The 16,474-nt window shown below is 72.3% G+C and carries 14 protein-coding genes and 1 riboswitch; of the genes, 1 reads left to right on the forward strand and 13 read right to left on the reverse strand.

What is annotated here, in order from left to right:
- Positions 1-138: 138 nt before the first annotated feature.
- The 13 genes from AMK11_RS20240 to AMK11_RS20300 all read right to left on the reverse strand — a co-directional run bounded on the left by AMK11_RS20240 (position 139) and on the right by AMK11_RS20300 (position 15,765).
- Positions 139-1,539, reverse strand: coding sequence for an NAD(P)/FAD-dependent oxidoreductase (locus tag AMK11_RS20240; protein WP_073729222.1), 1,401 nt, complete (start codon positions 1,537-1,539; stop codon positions 139-141).
- Between the two features lie 430 nt (positions 1,540-1,969).
- The gene (locus AMK11_RS20245; RefSeq protein WP_073729224.1) at positions 1,970-2,911 is read right to left on the reverse strand and encodes a Ppx/GppA phosphatase family protein; all 942 of its coding nucleotides are present in this window, start codon (positions 2,909-2,911) and stop codon (positions 1,970-1,972) included.
- A complete protein-coding gene (locus AMK11_RS20250; protein ID WP_073729226.1) occupies positions 2,908-3,456 on the reverse strand; it encodes a DUF501 domain-containing protein in 549 nt (182 codons plus the stop codon). The genes AMK11_RS20245 and AMK11_RS20250 overlap by 4 nt, the downstream gene beginning before the upstream one ends.
- A gap of 67 nt (positions 3,457-3,523) precedes the next feature.
- Positions 3,524-4,006 (reverse strand): FtsB family cell division protein, encoded by a 483-nt coding sequence (locus AMK11_RS20255; RefSeq protein WP_073729228.1) that lies wholly within the window; start codon positions 4,004-4,006, stop codon positions 3,524-3,526.
- Positions 4,007-4,107: 101 nt separating this feature from the next.
- Positions 4,108-5,388 (reverse strand): phosphopyruvate hydratase, encoded by a 1,281-nt coding sequence (eno, locus tag AMK11_RS20260; protein ID WP_079187615.1) that lies wholly within the window; start codon positions 5,386-5,388, stop codon positions 4,108-4,110.
- 271 nt (positions 5,389-5,659) lie between these two features.
- Positions 5,660-6,382 carry a LysM peptidoglycan-binding domain-containing protein gene (locus tag AMK11_RS20265; protein WP_073729230.1) on the reverse strand — a complete coding sequence of 241 codons (723 nt, stop codon included), beginning with the start codon at positions 6,380-6,382 and terminating at the stop codon, positions 5,660-5,662.
- A gap of 3 nt (positions 6,383-6,385) precedes the next feature.
- Positions 6,386-6,552: riboswitch (cyclic di-AMP (ydaO/yuaA leader) on the reverse strand.
- Between the two features lie 183 nt (positions 6,553-6,735).
- Entirely contained in the window at positions 6,736-7,809 is a 1,074-nt protein-coding gene (locus tag AMK11_RS20270; RefSeq protein WP_073729232.1) for a transglycosylase family protein, read from the reverse strand.
- A 147-nt stretch (positions 7,810-7,956) separates the two neighbouring features.
- The gene (locus tag AMK11_RS20275; RefSeq protein WP_073729234.1) at positions 7,957-9,258 is read right to left on the reverse strand and encodes a cytochrome P450 family protein; all 1,302 of its coding nucleotides are present in this window, start codon (positions 9,256-9,258) and stop codon (positions 7,957-7,959) included.
- Positions 9,255-10,241 (reverse strand): nucleoside triphosphate pyrophosphohydrolase, encoded by a 987-nt coding sequence (locus tag AMK11_RS20280; protein WP_073729788.1) that lies wholly within the window; start codon positions 10,239-10,241, stop codon positions 9,255-9,257. The genes AMK11_RS20275 and AMK11_RS20280 overlap by 4 nt, the downstream gene beginning before the upstream one ends.
- A gap of 100 nt (positions 10,242-10,341) precedes the next feature.
- Positions 10,342-10,989 (reverse strand): SurA N-terminal domain-containing protein, encoded by a 648-nt coding sequence (locus tag AMK11_RS20285; protein WP_073729236.1) that lies wholly within the window; start codon positions 10,987-10,989, stop codon positions 10,342-10,344.
- Between the two features lie 145 nt (positions 10,990-11,134).
- The gene (gene pkaE, locus AMK11_RS20290; protein WP_383583309.1) at positions 11,135-12,625 is read right to left on the reverse strand and encodes a serine/threonine protein kinase PkaE; all 1,491 of its coding nucleotides are present in this window, start codon (positions 12,623-12,625) and stop codon (positions 11,135-11,137) included.
- Positions 12,626-12,663: 38 nt separating this feature from the next.
- A complete protein-coding gene (locus AMK11_RS20295; RefSeq protein WP_073729240.1) occupies positions 12,664-13,374 on the reverse strand; it encodes a hypothetical protein in 711 nt (236 codons plus the stop codon).
- 132 nt (positions 13,375-13,506) lie between these two features.
- Complete coding sequence (locus AMK11_RS20300; protein ID WP_073729242.1) at positions 13,507-15,765, reverse strand: N-6 DNA methylase; 2,259 nt, start codon at positions 15,763-15,765, stop codon at positions 13,507-13,509.
- 191 nt (positions 15,766-15,956) lie between these two features.
- Here AMK11_RS20300 and AMK11_RS20305 point away from each other — a divergent pair, with 191 nt between their 5' ends.
- Positions 15,957-16,454, forward strand: a complete 498-nt coding sequence (locus AMK11_RS20305) for a hypothetical protein (protein WP_073729244.1) — start codon at positions 15,957-15,959, stop codon at positions 16,452-16,454.
- Positions 16,455-16,474 lie beyond the last annotated feature (20 nt).

The raw sequence follows: 16,474 nt of genomic DNA on the forward strand, positions 1-16,474 counted from the left end.
CGTTACGACTCAGCAAAATACTTGTACGCACCACGAGTTCTGCCGCCGGGTGTGCGCGGACAACACGAAGGGGCCGCCCGCACCACGGATGGCGGGCGGCCCCTTCGGGGGACTGCTACGACTGGCGGCGACCGGAGGTCAGGATGCCTTGGCCTCGGTCTTCGCCGCCGGCTTGTCGCTCTGCTCGGCCTTCGGCGCGGCCGGAGCCGGCTTGGCGGCCTCGTAGAACTCCTCGCGCGGGCTCTCCATCGCGCCGAGGGAGACGACCTCGCGCTTGAGGAACATGCCGAGCGTCCAGTCCGCGAAGACGCGGATCTTCCGGTTGAAGGTCGGCATCGCCATGCCGTGGTAGCCGCGGTGCATGTACCAGGCGAGACGGCCCTTGAGCTTGATCTTCATCTTGCCCATGACGATCATCGCGACGCCCTTGTGCAGGCCGAGGCCCGCCACCGCGCCCTTGTTGGCGTGGCTGTACTCCTTCTGCGGGAAGCCCCGCATACCGGAGATCACGTTGTCGCCGAGGACCTTGGCCTGGCGCAGCGCGTGCTGGGCGTTCGGCGGGCACCAGGCGTTCTCGTTGCCCGCCTTGCGGCCGACGAGGTCGGGCACCTGGGCGTTGTCGCCCGCGGCCCAGATGTAGTCGGTGCCCTGGACCTGGAGAGTGGCCGCGCAGTCGACGTGACCGCGGGGGCCCAGCGGGAGGCCGAAGCGGGACAGGGCCGGGTTCGGCTTGACGCCGGCCGTCCACACGATGGTGTTGGAGTCGACCTCAAGGCCGTTCTTCAGCACCACGTGGCCGTCGACGCAGGAGTCCATGGAGGTGGACAGGTAGACCTCGACACCGCGGCCCTCGAGGTGCTCCTTGCCGTACTGGCCGAGCTTGGGGCCGACCTCGGGGAGGATCTTGTCGGCGGCGTCCACGAGGACGAAGCGCATGTCCTCGCGGGAGACGTTCTTGTAGTACTTGGCCGCGTCGCGGGCCATGTCCTCGACCTCACCGATGGTCTCCGCGCCGGCGAAGCCGCCGCCGATGAAGACGAAGGTGAGCGCCTTGCGGCGGATCTCCTCGTCGGTGGTGGAGTCGGCCTTGTCGAGCTGCTCCAGGACGTGGTTGCGCAGGCCGATGGACTCCTCGATGCCCTTCATGCCGATGCCCTGCTCGGCGAGGCCGGGGATCGGGAAGGTGCGGGAGACCGCGCCCATGGCGATGACCAGGTAGTCGAAGGGCAGCTCGTACGCCTCGCCCACCAGCGGGGCGATCGTGGCGACCTTGCGGTCCTGGTCGATGGTGGTGACCCGGCCGGTGAGGACCTCCGCCTTGGGAAGCACGCGCCGCAGGGGGACGACGACGTGCCGCGGGGAGATGTTGCCGGCGGCGGCTTCGGGGAGGAAGGGCTGGTAGGTCATGTACGACCGCGGGTCGACGACGGTGACGGTCGCCTCGCCGTAACGCATCTTCTTCTGGATGCGTCGAGCTGCGTACAGGCCTACGTACCCACCGCCTACTACGAGGATCCTGGGACGCTCCGTGGTGCTCATGCCATCGAGTATCCACCCGCCCCAGGGGGGTCGATCGTGCGCCCCTTCACAAGCTCATGTGAGGGCTGTGTTACCATCCGCCGCCCAAGTGACGGAGATCATGGCGAGCAGTGGAACCAGCGTGTACGGCACTCCGTTGTCAATGCCGCGTGAGCTGCTCCTCCGCACCCCCCGGGGGCGGTGAACCAGTCCGCCGAAGGCCCCCTCCGAGCCCCTGCCGGGACACCGTCCTGAACACGTTCAAAGGGCAGTTGAACCCCCAAAAGGGTCAACGGGCACGCTTTCGCCGCCCGACCGGGCCCAATTCCTTGTGAAGAACTTCACGAAGTTTCCCGACAGGACGTCACCGGAGGGCCCGGAAGGACCTCGAAGGACCCCCCGGGAGCCGCTCAACCGTCGTCCGTACTGCTCAGACCGCGACCGCGGACGCCTACGCCAGCGACCACGCGATGCCGTCGAGGATGTCGTGCTCGCTCACCACGACCTCCTCCGCGCCCGTCCGCTCCATGATCGCCAGCAGTACCAGCGCGCCCGCGCCGATCACGTCGACGCGCCCGGGGTGCATGGAGGGCACGGCCGCGCGCTCGGCGTGGGTGGAGCGCAGCAGCCAGTCGCTGATCTCCCGTACGCGGTCCAGGGAGACGCGGGAGTGGTGGATGGCGGCCGAGTCGTACTCCGGCAGCTCCTGCGCGATCGCGGAGACGGTCGTCACCGAACCGGCCAGCCCCACCAGGGTGCGCGCCTCGCGCAGCGGCACCGTCTCCCCGGCGAGGTCGAGGGCCGCCTCGATGTCGGCCCGCATCGCCGCGACCTGCGCCCCGGTGGGCGGGTCGGTCACCGTGCCGTCGTGCACGAGGTGCCGCTCGGTCATCCGCACACAGCCGACGTCCACGCTACGGGCGGCGCGCACGTGGTCCTCACCGACGACGAACTCCGTCGAGCCGCCGCCGATGTCGACGACCAGGTAGGGCTTGTCGAGGTGGTCGCGGCCGGCCAGCTCCTTGGTGGCCCCGGTGAAGGAGAACTCGGCCTCCTGGTCGCCGGTGATGACCTCCGGCTCCACACCGAGGATGTCCAGCACCCCGCGCACGAACACGTCCCGGTTCTCCGCGTCCCGGGAGGCGGAGGTGGCCACGAAGCGCAGCCGCTCGGCGCCGTGCTCCTTGATGACGGCGGCGTACTCGCGGCAGGCGGCGAAGGTCCGCTCCAGCGCCTCGGGCGCCAGCCGCCCGGTGCGGTCGACGTCCTGTCCGAGCCGCACGATGGTCATGCGGCGGTCGAGGTCGGTCAGCTCGCCCGTCTCCGGGTGCGCGTCGGCGACCAGCAGGCGGATGGAGTTCGTACCGCAGTCGATGGCGGCGACCCGGGTCACTTGGCGTCCTCCCCGGACTCCTCGGACGTCTCGGAGAGCGACACGCACGGCCCCTTGCGCCACCACTCGGGCAGCATCGCGATCGCCTCGTCACCCAGCGGGTTGACGCCGGGGCCGGCCGCCAGCGAGTGGGCGACCAGGACGTGCAGGCACTTCACGCGGTCCGGCATGCCGCCCGCGCTCGGGAAGCCGGTCAGCTCCTCGATCTCGTCGCGGCGCCGGATGTAGTCCTCGTGCGCGGCCCGGTAGGCGTCGGCCAGCTCCGGGTCGGCTGCCAGGCGCTCGGTCATCTCCTTCATCACGCCGTTCGCCTCCAGCGTGCCGATCGCGGAGGCCGCCTTCGGGCACGTCAGGTAGTACAGCGTGGGGAAGGGCGTGCCGTCGGGCAGCCGCGGTGCCGTCTCCACGACGTCCGGCTGGCCGCAGGGGCAGCGGTGGGCGATGGCGCGCAGGCCGCGCGGGGGGCGTCCGAGCTGCTGCTTGAACGCCTCGACGTCCGCGTCGGTGGGCTCGGTGCGCTCGGTGGTCGGCGGGGGAGTCTGCATGACTGTCTTCTGCTGGTCTTCCTGTTGAGTCACGGCCGGTGCGGTCGTTGTGCTGCCCGCACGGGGCTCACCGCCGGTCGGCGGCGGCGTCGGCCTTGTCGATGCCGTCCCACACGTTCCGGTACCAGGGACGGTCGGCGGCACCCGCCTCGGCGCGGGCCTGCCGGGCCGCGTCCGGGTCGACGACGATGAACCCCGTCTCCCCCGGCATCACGTAGTGCAGCCGCAGCCGGATCTGCTGCTCGGCGAAGGCGTCGTCCTGCCAGCGCGCCTTGAGGTCGCGCAGCTGCTCGACCCGGTCCCGGGTCTCCTGCTGCTCCCGCCGGAGGTCGGCGATCTCGGCGCGCTGGGCGACGTACTGCCGTATCGGGTAGGCGAGCGCGACGACGAGCGAGCAGAGCACCATCGCCAGCAGCGCGGCCCGGCCGGTCAGGCGGGAGCGGCGGGCCTGGCGCTTGGTCTGCGAGCGGTAGACCCGGGCCGCGGTCTGTTCCCCGATGATCCGGATCCTGGTCGCGGTGGAGAAACGGTCCCGGTCCTTCACCGCCATGTCTGTCCCCGCCTTAAGTCCACACGTGCGTACGTCCCCGCACACGGTACGGGACCGAGTACGGGGACGTACGTACGACGCTGCCTACCGGGGTGTGGTGCTCAGCCCTTGAAGCGCGGGAACGCGCTGCGGCCGGCGTACACCGCGGCGTCGTCGAGGATCTCCTCGATGCGCAGCAGCTGGTTGTACTTGGCGACGCGCTCGGAGCGGGCCGGGGCGCCGGTCTTGATCTGGCCGCAGTTGGTGGCGACGGCCAGGTCGGCGATGGTGACGTCCTCGGTCTCGCCGGAGCGGTGGGACATCATGCACTTGAAGCCGTTGCGCTGGGCCAGCTCCACGGCGTCCAGGGTCTCGGTCAGCGAACCGATCTGGTTGACCTTGACGAGGAGCGCGTTGGCGGCGTTCTCGTCGATGCCGCGGGCCAGGCGCTCCGGGTTGGTGACGAACAGGTCGTCGCCGACGATCTGGACCTTGTCACCGAGCTTGTCGGTGAGGACCTTCCAGCCCTCCCAGTCGTCCTCGAACAGCGGGTCCTCGATGGAGACCAGCGGGTACGCCTCGACCAGCTCGGCGTAGTACTCGGTCATCTCGGCGGCGGAGCGCGTCTTGCCCTCGAAGGTGTAGGCGCCGTCCTTGTAGAACTCGGACGCGGCCACGTCGAGCGCGAGGGCGATCTGCTCGCCGGGGGTGTAGCCGGCCTCCTTGATCGCCTCGAGGATGAGGTCGAGGGCCTCGCGGTTGGAGCCGAGGTTCGGGGCGAAGCCGCCCTCGTCGCCGAGGCCGGTGGCCAGGCCCTTGCTCTTCAGGACCTTCTTCAGGGTGTGGTAGACCTCGGCGCCCCAGCGCAGGGCCTCGGAGAAGGACTCCGCGCCGATCGGCGCGATCATGAACTCCTGGATGTCCACGTTGGAGTCGGCGTGCGAGCCGCCGTTCAGGATGTTCATCATCGGCACCGGCAGCAGGTGCGCGTTGGGGCCGCCCAGGTAGCGGAAGAGCGGCAGGTCGGACGCCTCGGAGGCGGCGTGGGCGACGGCGAGGGAGACGCCGAGGATGGCGTTGGCGCCCAGCGAGCCCTTGTTGTCGGTGGCGTCCAGGTCGAACATGGCCTGGTCGATCAGGCGCTGCTCGGTGGCGTCGTAGCCGACCAGCTCCGGGCCGATCTGCTCGATGACGGCGAGGACGGCCTTCTCGACGCCCTTGCCCAGGTAACGGCCCGCATCGCCGTCACGGAGTTCGATGGCCTCGAAGGCGCCGGTGGAGGCACCGGAGGGAACGGCGGCACGACCCGTGCTGCCGTCGTCGAGGCCGACCTCGACCTCGACCGTGGGGTTGCCTCGGGAGTCCAGGATTTCCCGGGCTACGACGACGTCGATGGACGGCACGAGCATCTCCTTCTTCAATGTGACGCTTCGGTGTGACGCGCGCGGGTCCGAGGACCGCGGCGGCTCTGCGGGACCGAGCCTAACCGGCTCCGGGCGATCGGCCAGCCGATCGCCCACCCGCTGGACAGAACCGAGAGTAAATTGTTTCCGAACGGAACAAAGACGTTTCCGAAAATCCGTTCGCAATCACGCATGGCTCCGGGGCGTGAAAAACCCGCCCCGGTGCGTACGGGGGAACACGCACCGGGGCGGGAGTCGCGGGGGCCGCCGCTTACTTCAGGTGCAGCTGCTGGCCCGGGTAGATCAGGTCGGCGTCGTCGACGATGTCGCCGTTCAGCTTGAACAGCTTCGCCCAGCCGCCCTTCACGTCGTGCTCCTCGGCGATCGAGCTGAGGGTGTCGCCCTTGACGACCTCGTACTCGCCGTCGCCCTTCTCGACCTTCTTGCCGGTCGGGGTGGTGACGGTCTTCTTCTCGGCGGGCTTGTCGGCCTTCGGCTCGGCGGCCGGACGCTCGTCGGAGCGGGAGGCCTTCTGCTCGGTGGAGCGCTCGGCGGTGGAGCCGCTGTCCTGGCTCAGCGAGGAGCCGCTGTCCTGGCTCTCGGAGCCGCCGCCGGTGTACGCGGCGTTCGACAGGCCGGTGCCGCAGACCGGCCAGGCACCCTTGCCCTGGCCCGCGAGCACCTTCTCGGCGATCTCGATCTGCTGCGCCTTGGTCGCCTGGTCGGCGGTCGCGGCGTACTGCGTGCCGCCGTAGCCGGCCCAGGTGGAGGCGGAGAACTGCAGACCGCCGTAGTAACCGTTGCCGGTGTTGATGGACCAGTTGCCGCCGGACTCGCACTGCGCGACGGCGTCCCACTCGGACGCGGTGGCGGCGGAGGCGTTGCCGGCCGCCATCAGCGGGGCGGCGACGGCGGCACCGGTGACACCGGCGACGGCGACGATACGGGTGGCCTTGGACGGACGGCGGTGCTTGCCCTTGCCGGAAAACAGCATGGTTGATCCCCTCACCGACGCCTGCGAGGTGAGCTGTCGGGTTCGGGCCGGTTGAGTTGCCCGGCCGGGTTCCTCGCGGAACTCGGCTCCACCCCTAGCCGCTCCGGCTCAACTGCCCGGTGCGGCACTTACCTTGGGTCCCCCGCTCCTGCCTGCGGCGCTCGAAGCGACGACTGTTCCCGTACGGCCGCTGGCAGGATTCGGCGTTGCGGCAGCCGGGGCCCGCGATGGCGAGCGGTCATGACCGTAGACACGCGCTCCGCGGATTTTCAAAGACGATCACGGCTTCTGAGACCTATCTCTCACGAGATCCAAAACGGACATACAGCCTCTAACCGTGACGCGAACTCCCCCTACTTTTCGCCCGATTCGCCCGTGACCGTGAGCGTCTGACCGGGCAGGATGTGGTCCGGGTCGGACCCGACGACGTCCTTGTTGCCGGCGTAGAGCGAACGCCACCCGCCGTCGAGCTCAAGGGAGTCGGCGATGCCCCAGAGACTGTCGCCGGAACGGACCGTGTACGAGCCGTCCACGGCCTCCCGCGCCTCACCCTCACCGCGCGAGGCGTGCCGGCCCGAAGAGGCGTCCGCACGGCCGTCCGTACGGCCGCTCGCCGCACCCTCGTCGGCACTGTCGCCGCGGTGCCGTCCCGCGCCGGACTCGCCACTGCCGGCGTCCGCCGAAGAACCGTCGCTCTGCCCCACCTTGTCCGTTTCATCGGTCTTGGTGGTACCTGTGGACGGGCTGCCGGATTCCTGCGGGCCGACGCTCGCCGAGGAATCGGATTCGACCGAAGTGCCCGGCTTGGACGTTTCGTCCTGACCGGTCGACGAGGGGTCAGAAGTCGGCGAGGGGGACGACGAGGGCGACGCCCCGGCGGCCGGTTCGGACGCCTCGCCCGAACCGGCCGCGCCGGTCGGGTCCGTGGAACCGGACGGGTCGGCCGTGCCGGACGGGTCACTCGCCTCCGGAGCGGTGGGCGCCTGCGAGGGATCCGCGCTCCCCGACGAGCCGTCACCGGCCGAACCGGTGCCGCCGTCGAGGACCCCCGAGTCGTTGCCCAGTCCCGCGAGCAGACCACAGGTCGGCCAGGCGGCGATGCCCTGGTCCGCGTGTATGTTCTCGGCGATTCTTATCTGCTGCGAGCGGCTGGCCTGGTCGGCGCTCCGCGCGTACTCCAGGCCGCCGTACCGCTCCCAGGCCTCCTGGGAGATCTGGAGGCCGCCGTAGTACCCGTTGCCGCTGTTCTGGCTCCAGGCACCGCCGGTCTCGCACTCGGCGACCCGGTCCCAGTTCGCGCCGTCGGCCGCGTGGGCGCCGGTGGCGCCGAGGAGGGGGATCGCGATGGCGGAGCCGGTCACTCCGGCGGCGACGACCAGGGCGGGGGCCTGGCGGGGGCGGCGGTGACGACCGTTCCCGGAGAGCATGCGACGACCTTTCACGAGACAGCGGGGACCGCGCGGCGGTAACGCTCAGGCCACGCTGATCCGTGAACGTATAGGCAGATGATCGCTTGTCACAAGTTCATGCCGCGCAGATCACGTGAAGATCACAAAGTTGAGCGCGTGTCACTTTTACTTCGGGGTCGGACCATGACCCGCCGATCCCGCAACGAGTGTGAAGGACACGGGCAAGGTGCGCAGACCTCGCATGATGAGCCCGCCGCGCCAGCGCAGTTCATCCGGCTCCGCGGCGAGTTGGAGGTCCGGGAGGCGGGTGAGGAGCGTGGCGAGCGCGGTCTGTCCCTCCAGCCGGGCCAGCGGGGCTCCGAGGCAGTAGTGGATGCCGTGGCCGTACCCCAGGTGCTGGCTGTCCCGGCGGGCGAGGTCGAGAGTGTCCGGTTCCGTGAAGCGTTCCGGGTCCCGGTCGGCGGCGGCCAGGACGACGAGGACCGGGTCGCCGGGCGCGATGTCCTGCCCGCCGAGGGTGAGCGGCCGGGTCGCGAAGCGCCAGGTGGCCATCTCCACCGGGCCGTCGTAGCGCAGGAGTTCCTCGACGCCGGTCTCCAGCAGCGCCCGCTCGCCGACGGCGAGGGACGTCTGCAGGCGGGTCCGCTGCTCGGGGTGGGTGAGCAAGGCGTACGTGCCGTTGCCGATCAGGTTGACGGTGGTCTCGAAGCCGGCGAAGAGGAGGATGAAGGCCATCGCCGCGGCCTCGTTCTCGGTGAGGTGCTCGCCGTGGTCGGAGGCGCGGATGAGGCCGGAGATCAGGTCCTCGCCGGGGCCGGGCTCGGGCGGCAGCGCGGCGCGCTTGCGGTGGATGAGGTCGGCCAGATAGCCCCGCATCTTCTTCACCGACCGAGCGACCCCGCCCCGCGGGCCGCCCCCGTGACGGATCATCATGCCCGCCCAGTCCCGGAAGTCGTCCTGGTCCTCGCGGGGTACGCCGAGCAGGTCGCAGATGGCGTAGATGGGCAGCGGGAAGGCGAACTCGTGGATCAGGTCGGCGCTGCCGGTCTCCGCGAACCGGTCGATGAGGTCGTCGGCCAGTTCCTGTACCCGCGGCGCGAACTCCGCGACCCGGCGGGGTGTGAACGCCTTGCTGACCAGCCGGCGCAGCCGGGTGTGGTCCGGCGGGTCGATGTTCAGCAGGTGGGTCATCAGCTCGGCCTTCCGCTCCCCCGGAATGCCGGTCTTGCCCTTGGCGTGCGCGGGCTCGTCGTGGTGGGCCGGGTTCTTGGACAGCCGCGGGTCGGCGAGCGCCTGCCTGGCGTCCGCGTACCGGGTGACCAGCCAGGCCTCCACTCCGCTGGGCAGCCGGGTGCGGTGCACGGGGGCGTGCTCGCGCAGCCAGGCGTAGGCGGGGTACGGGTCGGCGGCGAACTCCCAGGTGAACAGCTCGGGGCCCGGGGCCGGGACGGGTGTGGGGCCGGTCATGCCTCGACCTCCCTGATCGCGTCCCGGTAGGCCCGGGCCGCCGCTCTCAGGGCCGCCTCGGGGTCCGTGCCCTCGGACTCGGCACGGGCGGCGAGGGCGAGCAGTTCGTAGCCGATGCCCTCGCCGGAGGGCAGGGAGACCGGGAGGCCCGCGGTGCGGACGCGGGAGGCGAGCTTGGCGGCGAGGGCCAGGCCGGGCTGGCCGAGGGGGACGCCGTCGGTGACCGAGGCGCGCTGCTTCTCGTCCGCCTTGGTGCGCAGCCAGTGCTCCCTGACCTCCTCGGGGGTGGTCGCCGTCGCGTCGCCGAAGACGTGCGGGTGGCGGTGGACGAGCTTGTCGACGATGGTCGCGGCCACGTCGTCGACGGAGAACGGCGCGTCGAGGTCCTCCTCGGCGATGCGGGCGTGGAAGACGACCTGGAGGAGCACGTCGCCCAGTTCCTCGCGGAGCTCGTCGCGGTCGCCGTCCTCGATCGCCTCGACGAGTTCGTACGCCTCCTCGATCGCGTACTTGGCGAGGCCCTTGTGGGTGCGTTGCGAGGACCACGGGCATTCGACGCGGATGCGGTCCATGACCTGGACGAGGTCGAGCAGGCGGGCGCCGGGGAGGTCGTAGGAGGCCGGGAGCAGCTCCAGGTCCGGCATGGAGAGGCGGCCGGAGCCCGCGAGGCGGGCCAGCCCGTCGGTGAGCGCGGGCTCGCCCTCCCCGGTGGCGACGACGACCACGGTGTGCCCGCCGGCGCAGGCGGTGACCAGCTCCTCGGCGGCCGGGGCGGCCTCGTCCACCCGTATGCCGGCCTCGCGCAGGTACGGCAGCTGCGGGTGGGCGCCGTCGGCGCACAGGACGCGGTCGGCGGTGCGCAGGGCCTGCCAGGCGGGCCAGGACAGCAGGCCGGGGGCGACGCGGTGGCTGGTGGTGAGCAGGACGATGCGGCCGGGGTCGGGAGCGGTGCCGGGGGTGGTGTCGGCGCTGGTTGCGTTCACCTTCAGAACGTAACGCACGAGGCCGACGGCCCCCCGAGTTGTCCACAGGGGGCCGGGCCGGCTTGTCCACAAGGGGCGCGGGGGGCACCGCGCAGGACCGTTACGCCGTCTGCTGGGTCTGTGCCGTGGTGATCTCCCGGACCCACGGGGTCTCGGTGTCGACGCGGCTGCTCTTCTGGACGTCCCAGTCGCCGTAGCGCGGGTTCAGGTCGATGTCGAGCTGGTCGGAGGCCTTCGCCAGGGCCTGCCAGAACTCGGGCCGGCTGGTGTCGGTGCCGAGGCTCTCGGCGAGCTCCTGGGCCTCCAGCTGGACGCGGAGGTTGTCGTCCAGGCGGTCGGGGGCCACGCCGTACTGCTGCAGCCAGAGCGTCTTGAGCTGCTCGGGGCCGCCGGCCTGCTCCTCCAGGCCCCCGCGCAGCTCCTGGACCTCCTTGCGGCTGACGGTCACGCCCGCGTTCTCGGCGGCCCGGTGCAGCACCCGGTCGAGGACCATGCCGTGCAGGGTGTCGCGGGTGAGGCTGCCGGTCCTGGCGAGGACCTGCTGGTACTGGGCGTCGTCGGGGACGGCGGCCCGCTGTGCCTCGCGCACCTCGTCGACGCGGTGCTCCAGCTGGGCGACGGTGATCCGCTGGTCGCCGACCACGGCGGCGGCTCCCGGGTGCGCGTCGTTGCCGCACGCGGTGAGCAGGGGCGCCGCGGTGGCGATCGCGGCGGTGAACAGGAGCGCGGTGCGACGGCGGCGGTGCAAGGGAACCTCCCGAGGAGATTGTGCGACGGTGCACAAAGTCTTGCGATGATCGATGGTAGGCAGTGGTCCGGCTCTGGCCAACCCATTCGACCAACGATTCACCAGCACTTCGGGCACCGCCGCGCCCCGGCCTGGGTGGTGGCCGTCAGCCGCGCACCTGGCCGAGCCACGTCAGGGTGCGCCGGATCTCCGTCGCGAGCGGGTGGCCGGGGCCGTGCAGGCGCTCCACGTCGTGCAGCAGCCGGGCCAGCGTCTCGTGGGCGGCGGCGCGGTCGCCGAGGGCGAGGAGCAGGTGGCCGATGCGGCGGCGGACGTCGTGGGCGAGGTCGGGGTCGCCGGCGACGTACTGGTTCTCGTAGTACGGCAGCAGGGCCCGGTACTCGGCGAGGGCGGCAGCCGGTTCGCCGAGCTGTTCCAGGCACTGGGCGGCGTCGTAGCGGTGGCGCAGGGACTGGGGGTCGGCCTGGCCGGCCTCGGCGGCGCGCTCGTCGGCGAGGCGGCGGAGCTCGGGCAGGGCGCGCCGGTACTGGCCGTCGTCCATGAGGGTGGCCGCGTACTGCTTGCGCAGGGTGCGCACGACCGGGGAGCGTTCGCCGTGCTGTTCGGCGGCGGCGGGCAGGATCGCGCCGAGGATGTCGACGGCCTGGGTGATGCGGCCCTCGCCGAGGAGGCGTTTGACGTCGTCCACGGCGCGGGCGACGTCCGGCTTGCCGGCCTCGGCGGCCGGCGGGGCGGGGGCGGGCTGGGGCGCGGGGGTGCGGGCGCGGTCGGGCCAGGGGGCGTGCGGGCGTACGAAGGGGCGGGTGGGGTCGAGGGGGCCGCCGGTGGGCACGCCGCGCGCGGGCAGCAGCGCCGCCAGGTGCTCGTAGACCTCCTGCGCGGAGGCGGGGCGGTGCTGCGGGTCCTTGGCGAGCAGGCGCAGGACCAGGGTTTCGAGCGCCTCGGGGACCTCGGGGCGGATGCGGCGCACGGGCAGCGGCGGTTCGTACAGGTGCCGGTGGAGCACGCCGAGGGCGGTGGATCCGGCGAACGGGACGTCGCCGCTGAGCAGTTCGTGCAGCAGTACGCCGAGTGCGTACAGGTCGGTGTACGGGCCGACGGCGCCGCCCATGGCCTGCTCGGGTGCCATGTAGGCGGGCGAGCCGATGGGGGTGCCGGTGTGGGTGAGGCGGGTGGTGTCGGCGTCCATGACGGAGGCGACGCCGAGGTCGAGGACGGTGACGGTGCCGTCCTGCTTCACCATCACGTTGCGCGGCTTGAGGTCGCGGTGGACGATCGGCACGGCGTGCACGGCGCTCAGTACGGCACACAGCTGCGCGGCCACGGCGACCGCCCACTGCCACGGGTAGGGGTCGTTCTCGGCGAGGTGGTCGGAGAGGTCGGCGCCGTCGACGTACTGCATGACGAGGAACAGCTCCTCGCCCTCGCTGCCCGCGTCGTGCACGGTGACCAGGCCGGGGTGGTCGACCTGCGCGGTCACCCGGCACTCGCGCACGAAGCGGCGGCGCAGTTCGTCGGCCTCCTGGCCGGCCACCTTGTCGGGGCGCAGCAGCTTCACCGCCACGCGCCGGTCGAGGCGCCCGTCGTAGGCCGTCCAGACCTGTCCCATGCCGCCCTGCCCGATGAGCGTGGCCAGTTCGTACCGGCCGGCGACGACGCGTCCTGTCGCCACGGTCACCTTCCGCCCTCCGGGGTGCCACCGCCGTGGCCGCCGCCCGTGCCGTCGTGCTTGCGCAGGTAGTCGCTGAGCTCGTCGAGCTCGGCGCGGACCTGGTCGATGCGGGCGGGCGCGGGGTGCTGGGGAGGTGGCGTCGGGGCGTGCGGCTGAGGAACGGGTGTCTGGGCCCCGGGGGGAGCGTGCCGCGGGTCCGGGCTCAGCGGGGACTGCGACGGGTACGTGGGCGTGTACGGGCCGACGGCGGGCTGCGTCTGGGCGTAATGCGGGCCGGGGGCGGGGTGCGGCTGGTGACCGGGGTACGGCTGGTGGCCGAGGTGCGGCTGGTGGCCGGGGGGCGGCTGGTGGCCGGGGGGCGGCTGGTGGGCTGGGAACGGCGGCCGCGCGGCGTGCAGGCGTATGTCGGCCACGAGGAAGTGCGCACTGGCCGCCGCTCCGATGAGCAGCAGGGCGGCCATCGCGACGTCCCCCCGGCCGTCGGTCTCCGGCAGGGAGCCGACCACGGCGAGACAGCCGATGGACACCGGAAGGCTCAGCCAGGCCAGCGTCCAGTCCAGCCGGCTTCCGCGCAGCACGGCGATCCGGAACAGTGGGACGCAGGAGAGCAGACCACAGGTGAGGAAGCCGGCGGCGGCGAACAGCACGCGCAGGGTGATGACGTTGGTCGTGCCGCGCGCGGGCGGCGGCCCGGCGGCGCCGTTGCCATACATGACTGCTCCTGGACCATGATGCCGTGCCGGACGGACGAACGGGTCGTCCGGCGTGAAAGTCCGAGCGTATAGGCCCGGGCCGACAGTGGTCTCCGGATGTACCGAACCGTTGTCGTACCGATCACCACCAGGTCATGGCCCGGGCGCCACCGACCCGTCCGTCAGCCCGTCGTACATCCCCCGTACGAGCTGCTCGCCGAGTCGGCCGGCGAGCCTGAGCGCGCGCTCGAACTCGTCGAGGGCGCGGAACCGTTCGCCGTAGCGCAGCTGGGCGTCGAGCGGGAGCCGGGGCAGCTGGAGGCGGCGGACGTCGAGGCGGGTGGCGGTGGAGGCGTAGCTGCTGGCCTGGCGGTTGTTGGCGGTGCCGCGCAGGAACCCGGCGAGGAACCACGGGTCCAGCGCGGCGGGGTCGGGTCGCAGGAGGACCAGGTTGCGGCCCAGGGCGGCGCCGGCGGCGGCGGCGTCGACCACGCGGGCGACGGAGCCGCCGCCGAGGACCGGGACGACGACGTCGCCGCGTTCGGTCAGCACGGGTTCCTCGTCGCTCTCCGGGAGGGTGCCCGAGGGGGTGGTGCCGGCCAGTACGTCGTGGTCGGTGAGGACGGGCACACGCGCGTGCCCGCCGTTGGTGCCGGTGCGCAGCAGCAGGGCGCCGCCGCGGGCGAGTTCGCCGACGGTGGTGAGCGGCCAGCGGGGCGCGGGCGGCGCGGTGCCGGGCTGCGGGGTGTCGGCGGGCGCGGGGGTGAGGTCGGCGGTCAGGCGCAGGGTCTCGCCGAGGCGCTCGCGTACGTCCGTGAGCCGTCCGGGACCGTCGGCGGCGGGGGGCGGCAGGTGGCGGGCGGGGGCCAGGTCGACGTCGTCGTCGAGGAGTTCGATGACGGGCAGGGACCGGGCCAGGCCGGGCCGTTCGTCGAGGCGGCCGGTGCGGTCGAAGTCCCGCCAGGCGTCGAGGGCGGCGCCCCTGACGGCCCGCCAGTCCGGTCCGCGCCCCTCGCCGGTGAACTGCCCCACGTCGGCGAGCAGCACCTCGGGCTGCGCGGGCGCCTTCCCGGGGCGGCGCAGCACCCACAGGTGGAGCGGGATGCTGTACGGCGGCGCGGCGCCGGCCGGCAGGGCGATCACGGCCCGCAGCGCGCCCCGGCGCAGCAGGTCGGCGCGGATGCGGCGGCCGGAGCGGCGGGAGGCGGCGGCGGGCGGCATGAGCAGGACGGCGGTGCCGTCGTCACGCAGGCGGGCGAGAGCGTGCTGCACCCAGGCCAGCTCGGACTCGGTGCGGGCCGGGAAGCCGTACTCCCAGCGGGCGTCGTAGGCGAGTTCGTCATGTCCCCAGTTGCGTTCGTTGAACGGCGGGTGGCACAGGACGGCGTCGGCGCGCAGGTCGGGGAAGGCGTCCGTGCGCAGGGTGTCGCCGGCGGCGGCGCGGACGGTGGCCCGGGTGTGCAGGGCGAGCCGGAGCGCGGTGAGGGCGGCGAGGTCGGGGGCGCCGTCCTGGGCGTGGAGGCACAGGCCGTCCTGCTCGGGGCGTGGTGCGGGGCCGTCGGGTGCGGCGGCGCGCAGGAGGGCGCCGGTGCCGCAGGCGGGGTCGAGGACGGTGCGGGCGGGGCCGGCGAGGTCGGCCATGAGGCCGGCCAGTTCGGCGGGGGTGAGCGTGTACTGGCGGGGGTTGGCGTCGAGGTGCCGGCCGAGCAGGAACTCGAAGGCCTGCCGGGCGCCGAGTCCGGCGGCGAGTTCGGCGGTGCCGCGCAGGAGGGGGGCGGAGGCGAGGGCGGCGGGGCCGGTGAGGTTCTGGAGGGCGGGGGTGTTGACGGCGGGTTCCGTGTGCTCCGTGTGAACGGCGCGGGTCGCACGGTCGCCGGTGGGTGCGTTCACAGCGGACTTGGCGGGCTGAGCGGGCTGAGCGGGCGCGGCGGCCACAGCGGCTGACGTACCGGTCGGTGCCCCGGCGGGGGAGGCCGCGGTCGTCCGCCCCCCGGGGCTGCGGCGTCCCGGGCGCACCGCTCCGAAGCGCGGGGTGAGCACCTGGTCCAGCGCCTCGGGGAGCATCGCGGCGAGCCGTTCGTCGGAGCCGGCGCTCACCTCCAGCCAGAGGGTGGGGCGGTCGTGGATGAGCAGCAGGACGCAGCCGGCGTGGGTGAGTGCGGTGACCGGCCCCTCGGGGTGGCCGACGACCTGCTGCCAGACCCGCTCCCGCAGGGGGACCTCGGCGAGTTTGCCGTGGGTGCGCAGCCAGCCCTCCACCTCGGCGAGGGCGAAGGAGGGGCTGGTCTCGGTGCCGCCGGCCGGCTTGGGGAAGTCGGCGTGGCGGCGGCGCCAGTTGCTCACGGCGGCCCGGCCGACGCCGGCGAGCCGCGCGATCCCGGCGGCGGTCACTTCGGTCGCGTTGTCCTGCACCGGCGCGGCTCCCCTCGTCGCATGTGTGACGCCGAGCATACCGAGGAAGCCAGCCGACCCGATTCACGGACGTGTACACGCATGACCGTGTGAACCTGGTTGACTCGGTTCACGGACTCTGGTCTCATTGACCCTGCCAACGGGCAGCTGACCTAGAGATGGCGGTTGCCGCACCGGGAGGGGACACAGGCATGGGCATGAAGACCAAGATCACGCTGGGCGCCGTCGTGGGGATCGTCGTCATCGGAGCGGTCTCGGCGAACTCCGGCGACGGGGGCGGCGAGGGCAAGAGCGACAACCGGACCTCCGCCGGCGCCGAGGAGAAGCCCGGCGGCGCGAAGGGCGACGGCACGAAGGACGACGGCGCGTCCGACGCGAAGCCGGCCGAGGACAAGGCGGCCGAGAAGGCGTCCCAGGCCGACCAGTTCAAGGCGTTCGTGAACAAGAACGGAACGCCGTCGGAGAAGGAGGCCGTCGCCCACGTCACCAAGGTGCAGGGCGCCGAGGAGCAGAACGACATCCTCGACGCCGCCGACGTCTACACCGACTTCACCGGCGGCATCATGGGCGAGGGCATGGGCCCGGCCAAGCTCATCGCCTCCGCGTTCGCTGACTGGAAGCAGAGCGAGAACGGCCTCGTGACCGTCTACGATGCCGACGGCGAGCTGCTCGGCAACGGCAACTTCTGAGCCGGCGGATCCGCACTTCG

Origin of the sequence: Streptomyces sp. CB02414 (assembly GCF_001905385.1) — a bacterium.
Taxonomy (GTDB): domain Bacteria; phylum Actinomycetota; class Actinomycetes; order Streptomycetales; family Streptomycetaceae; genus Streptomyces.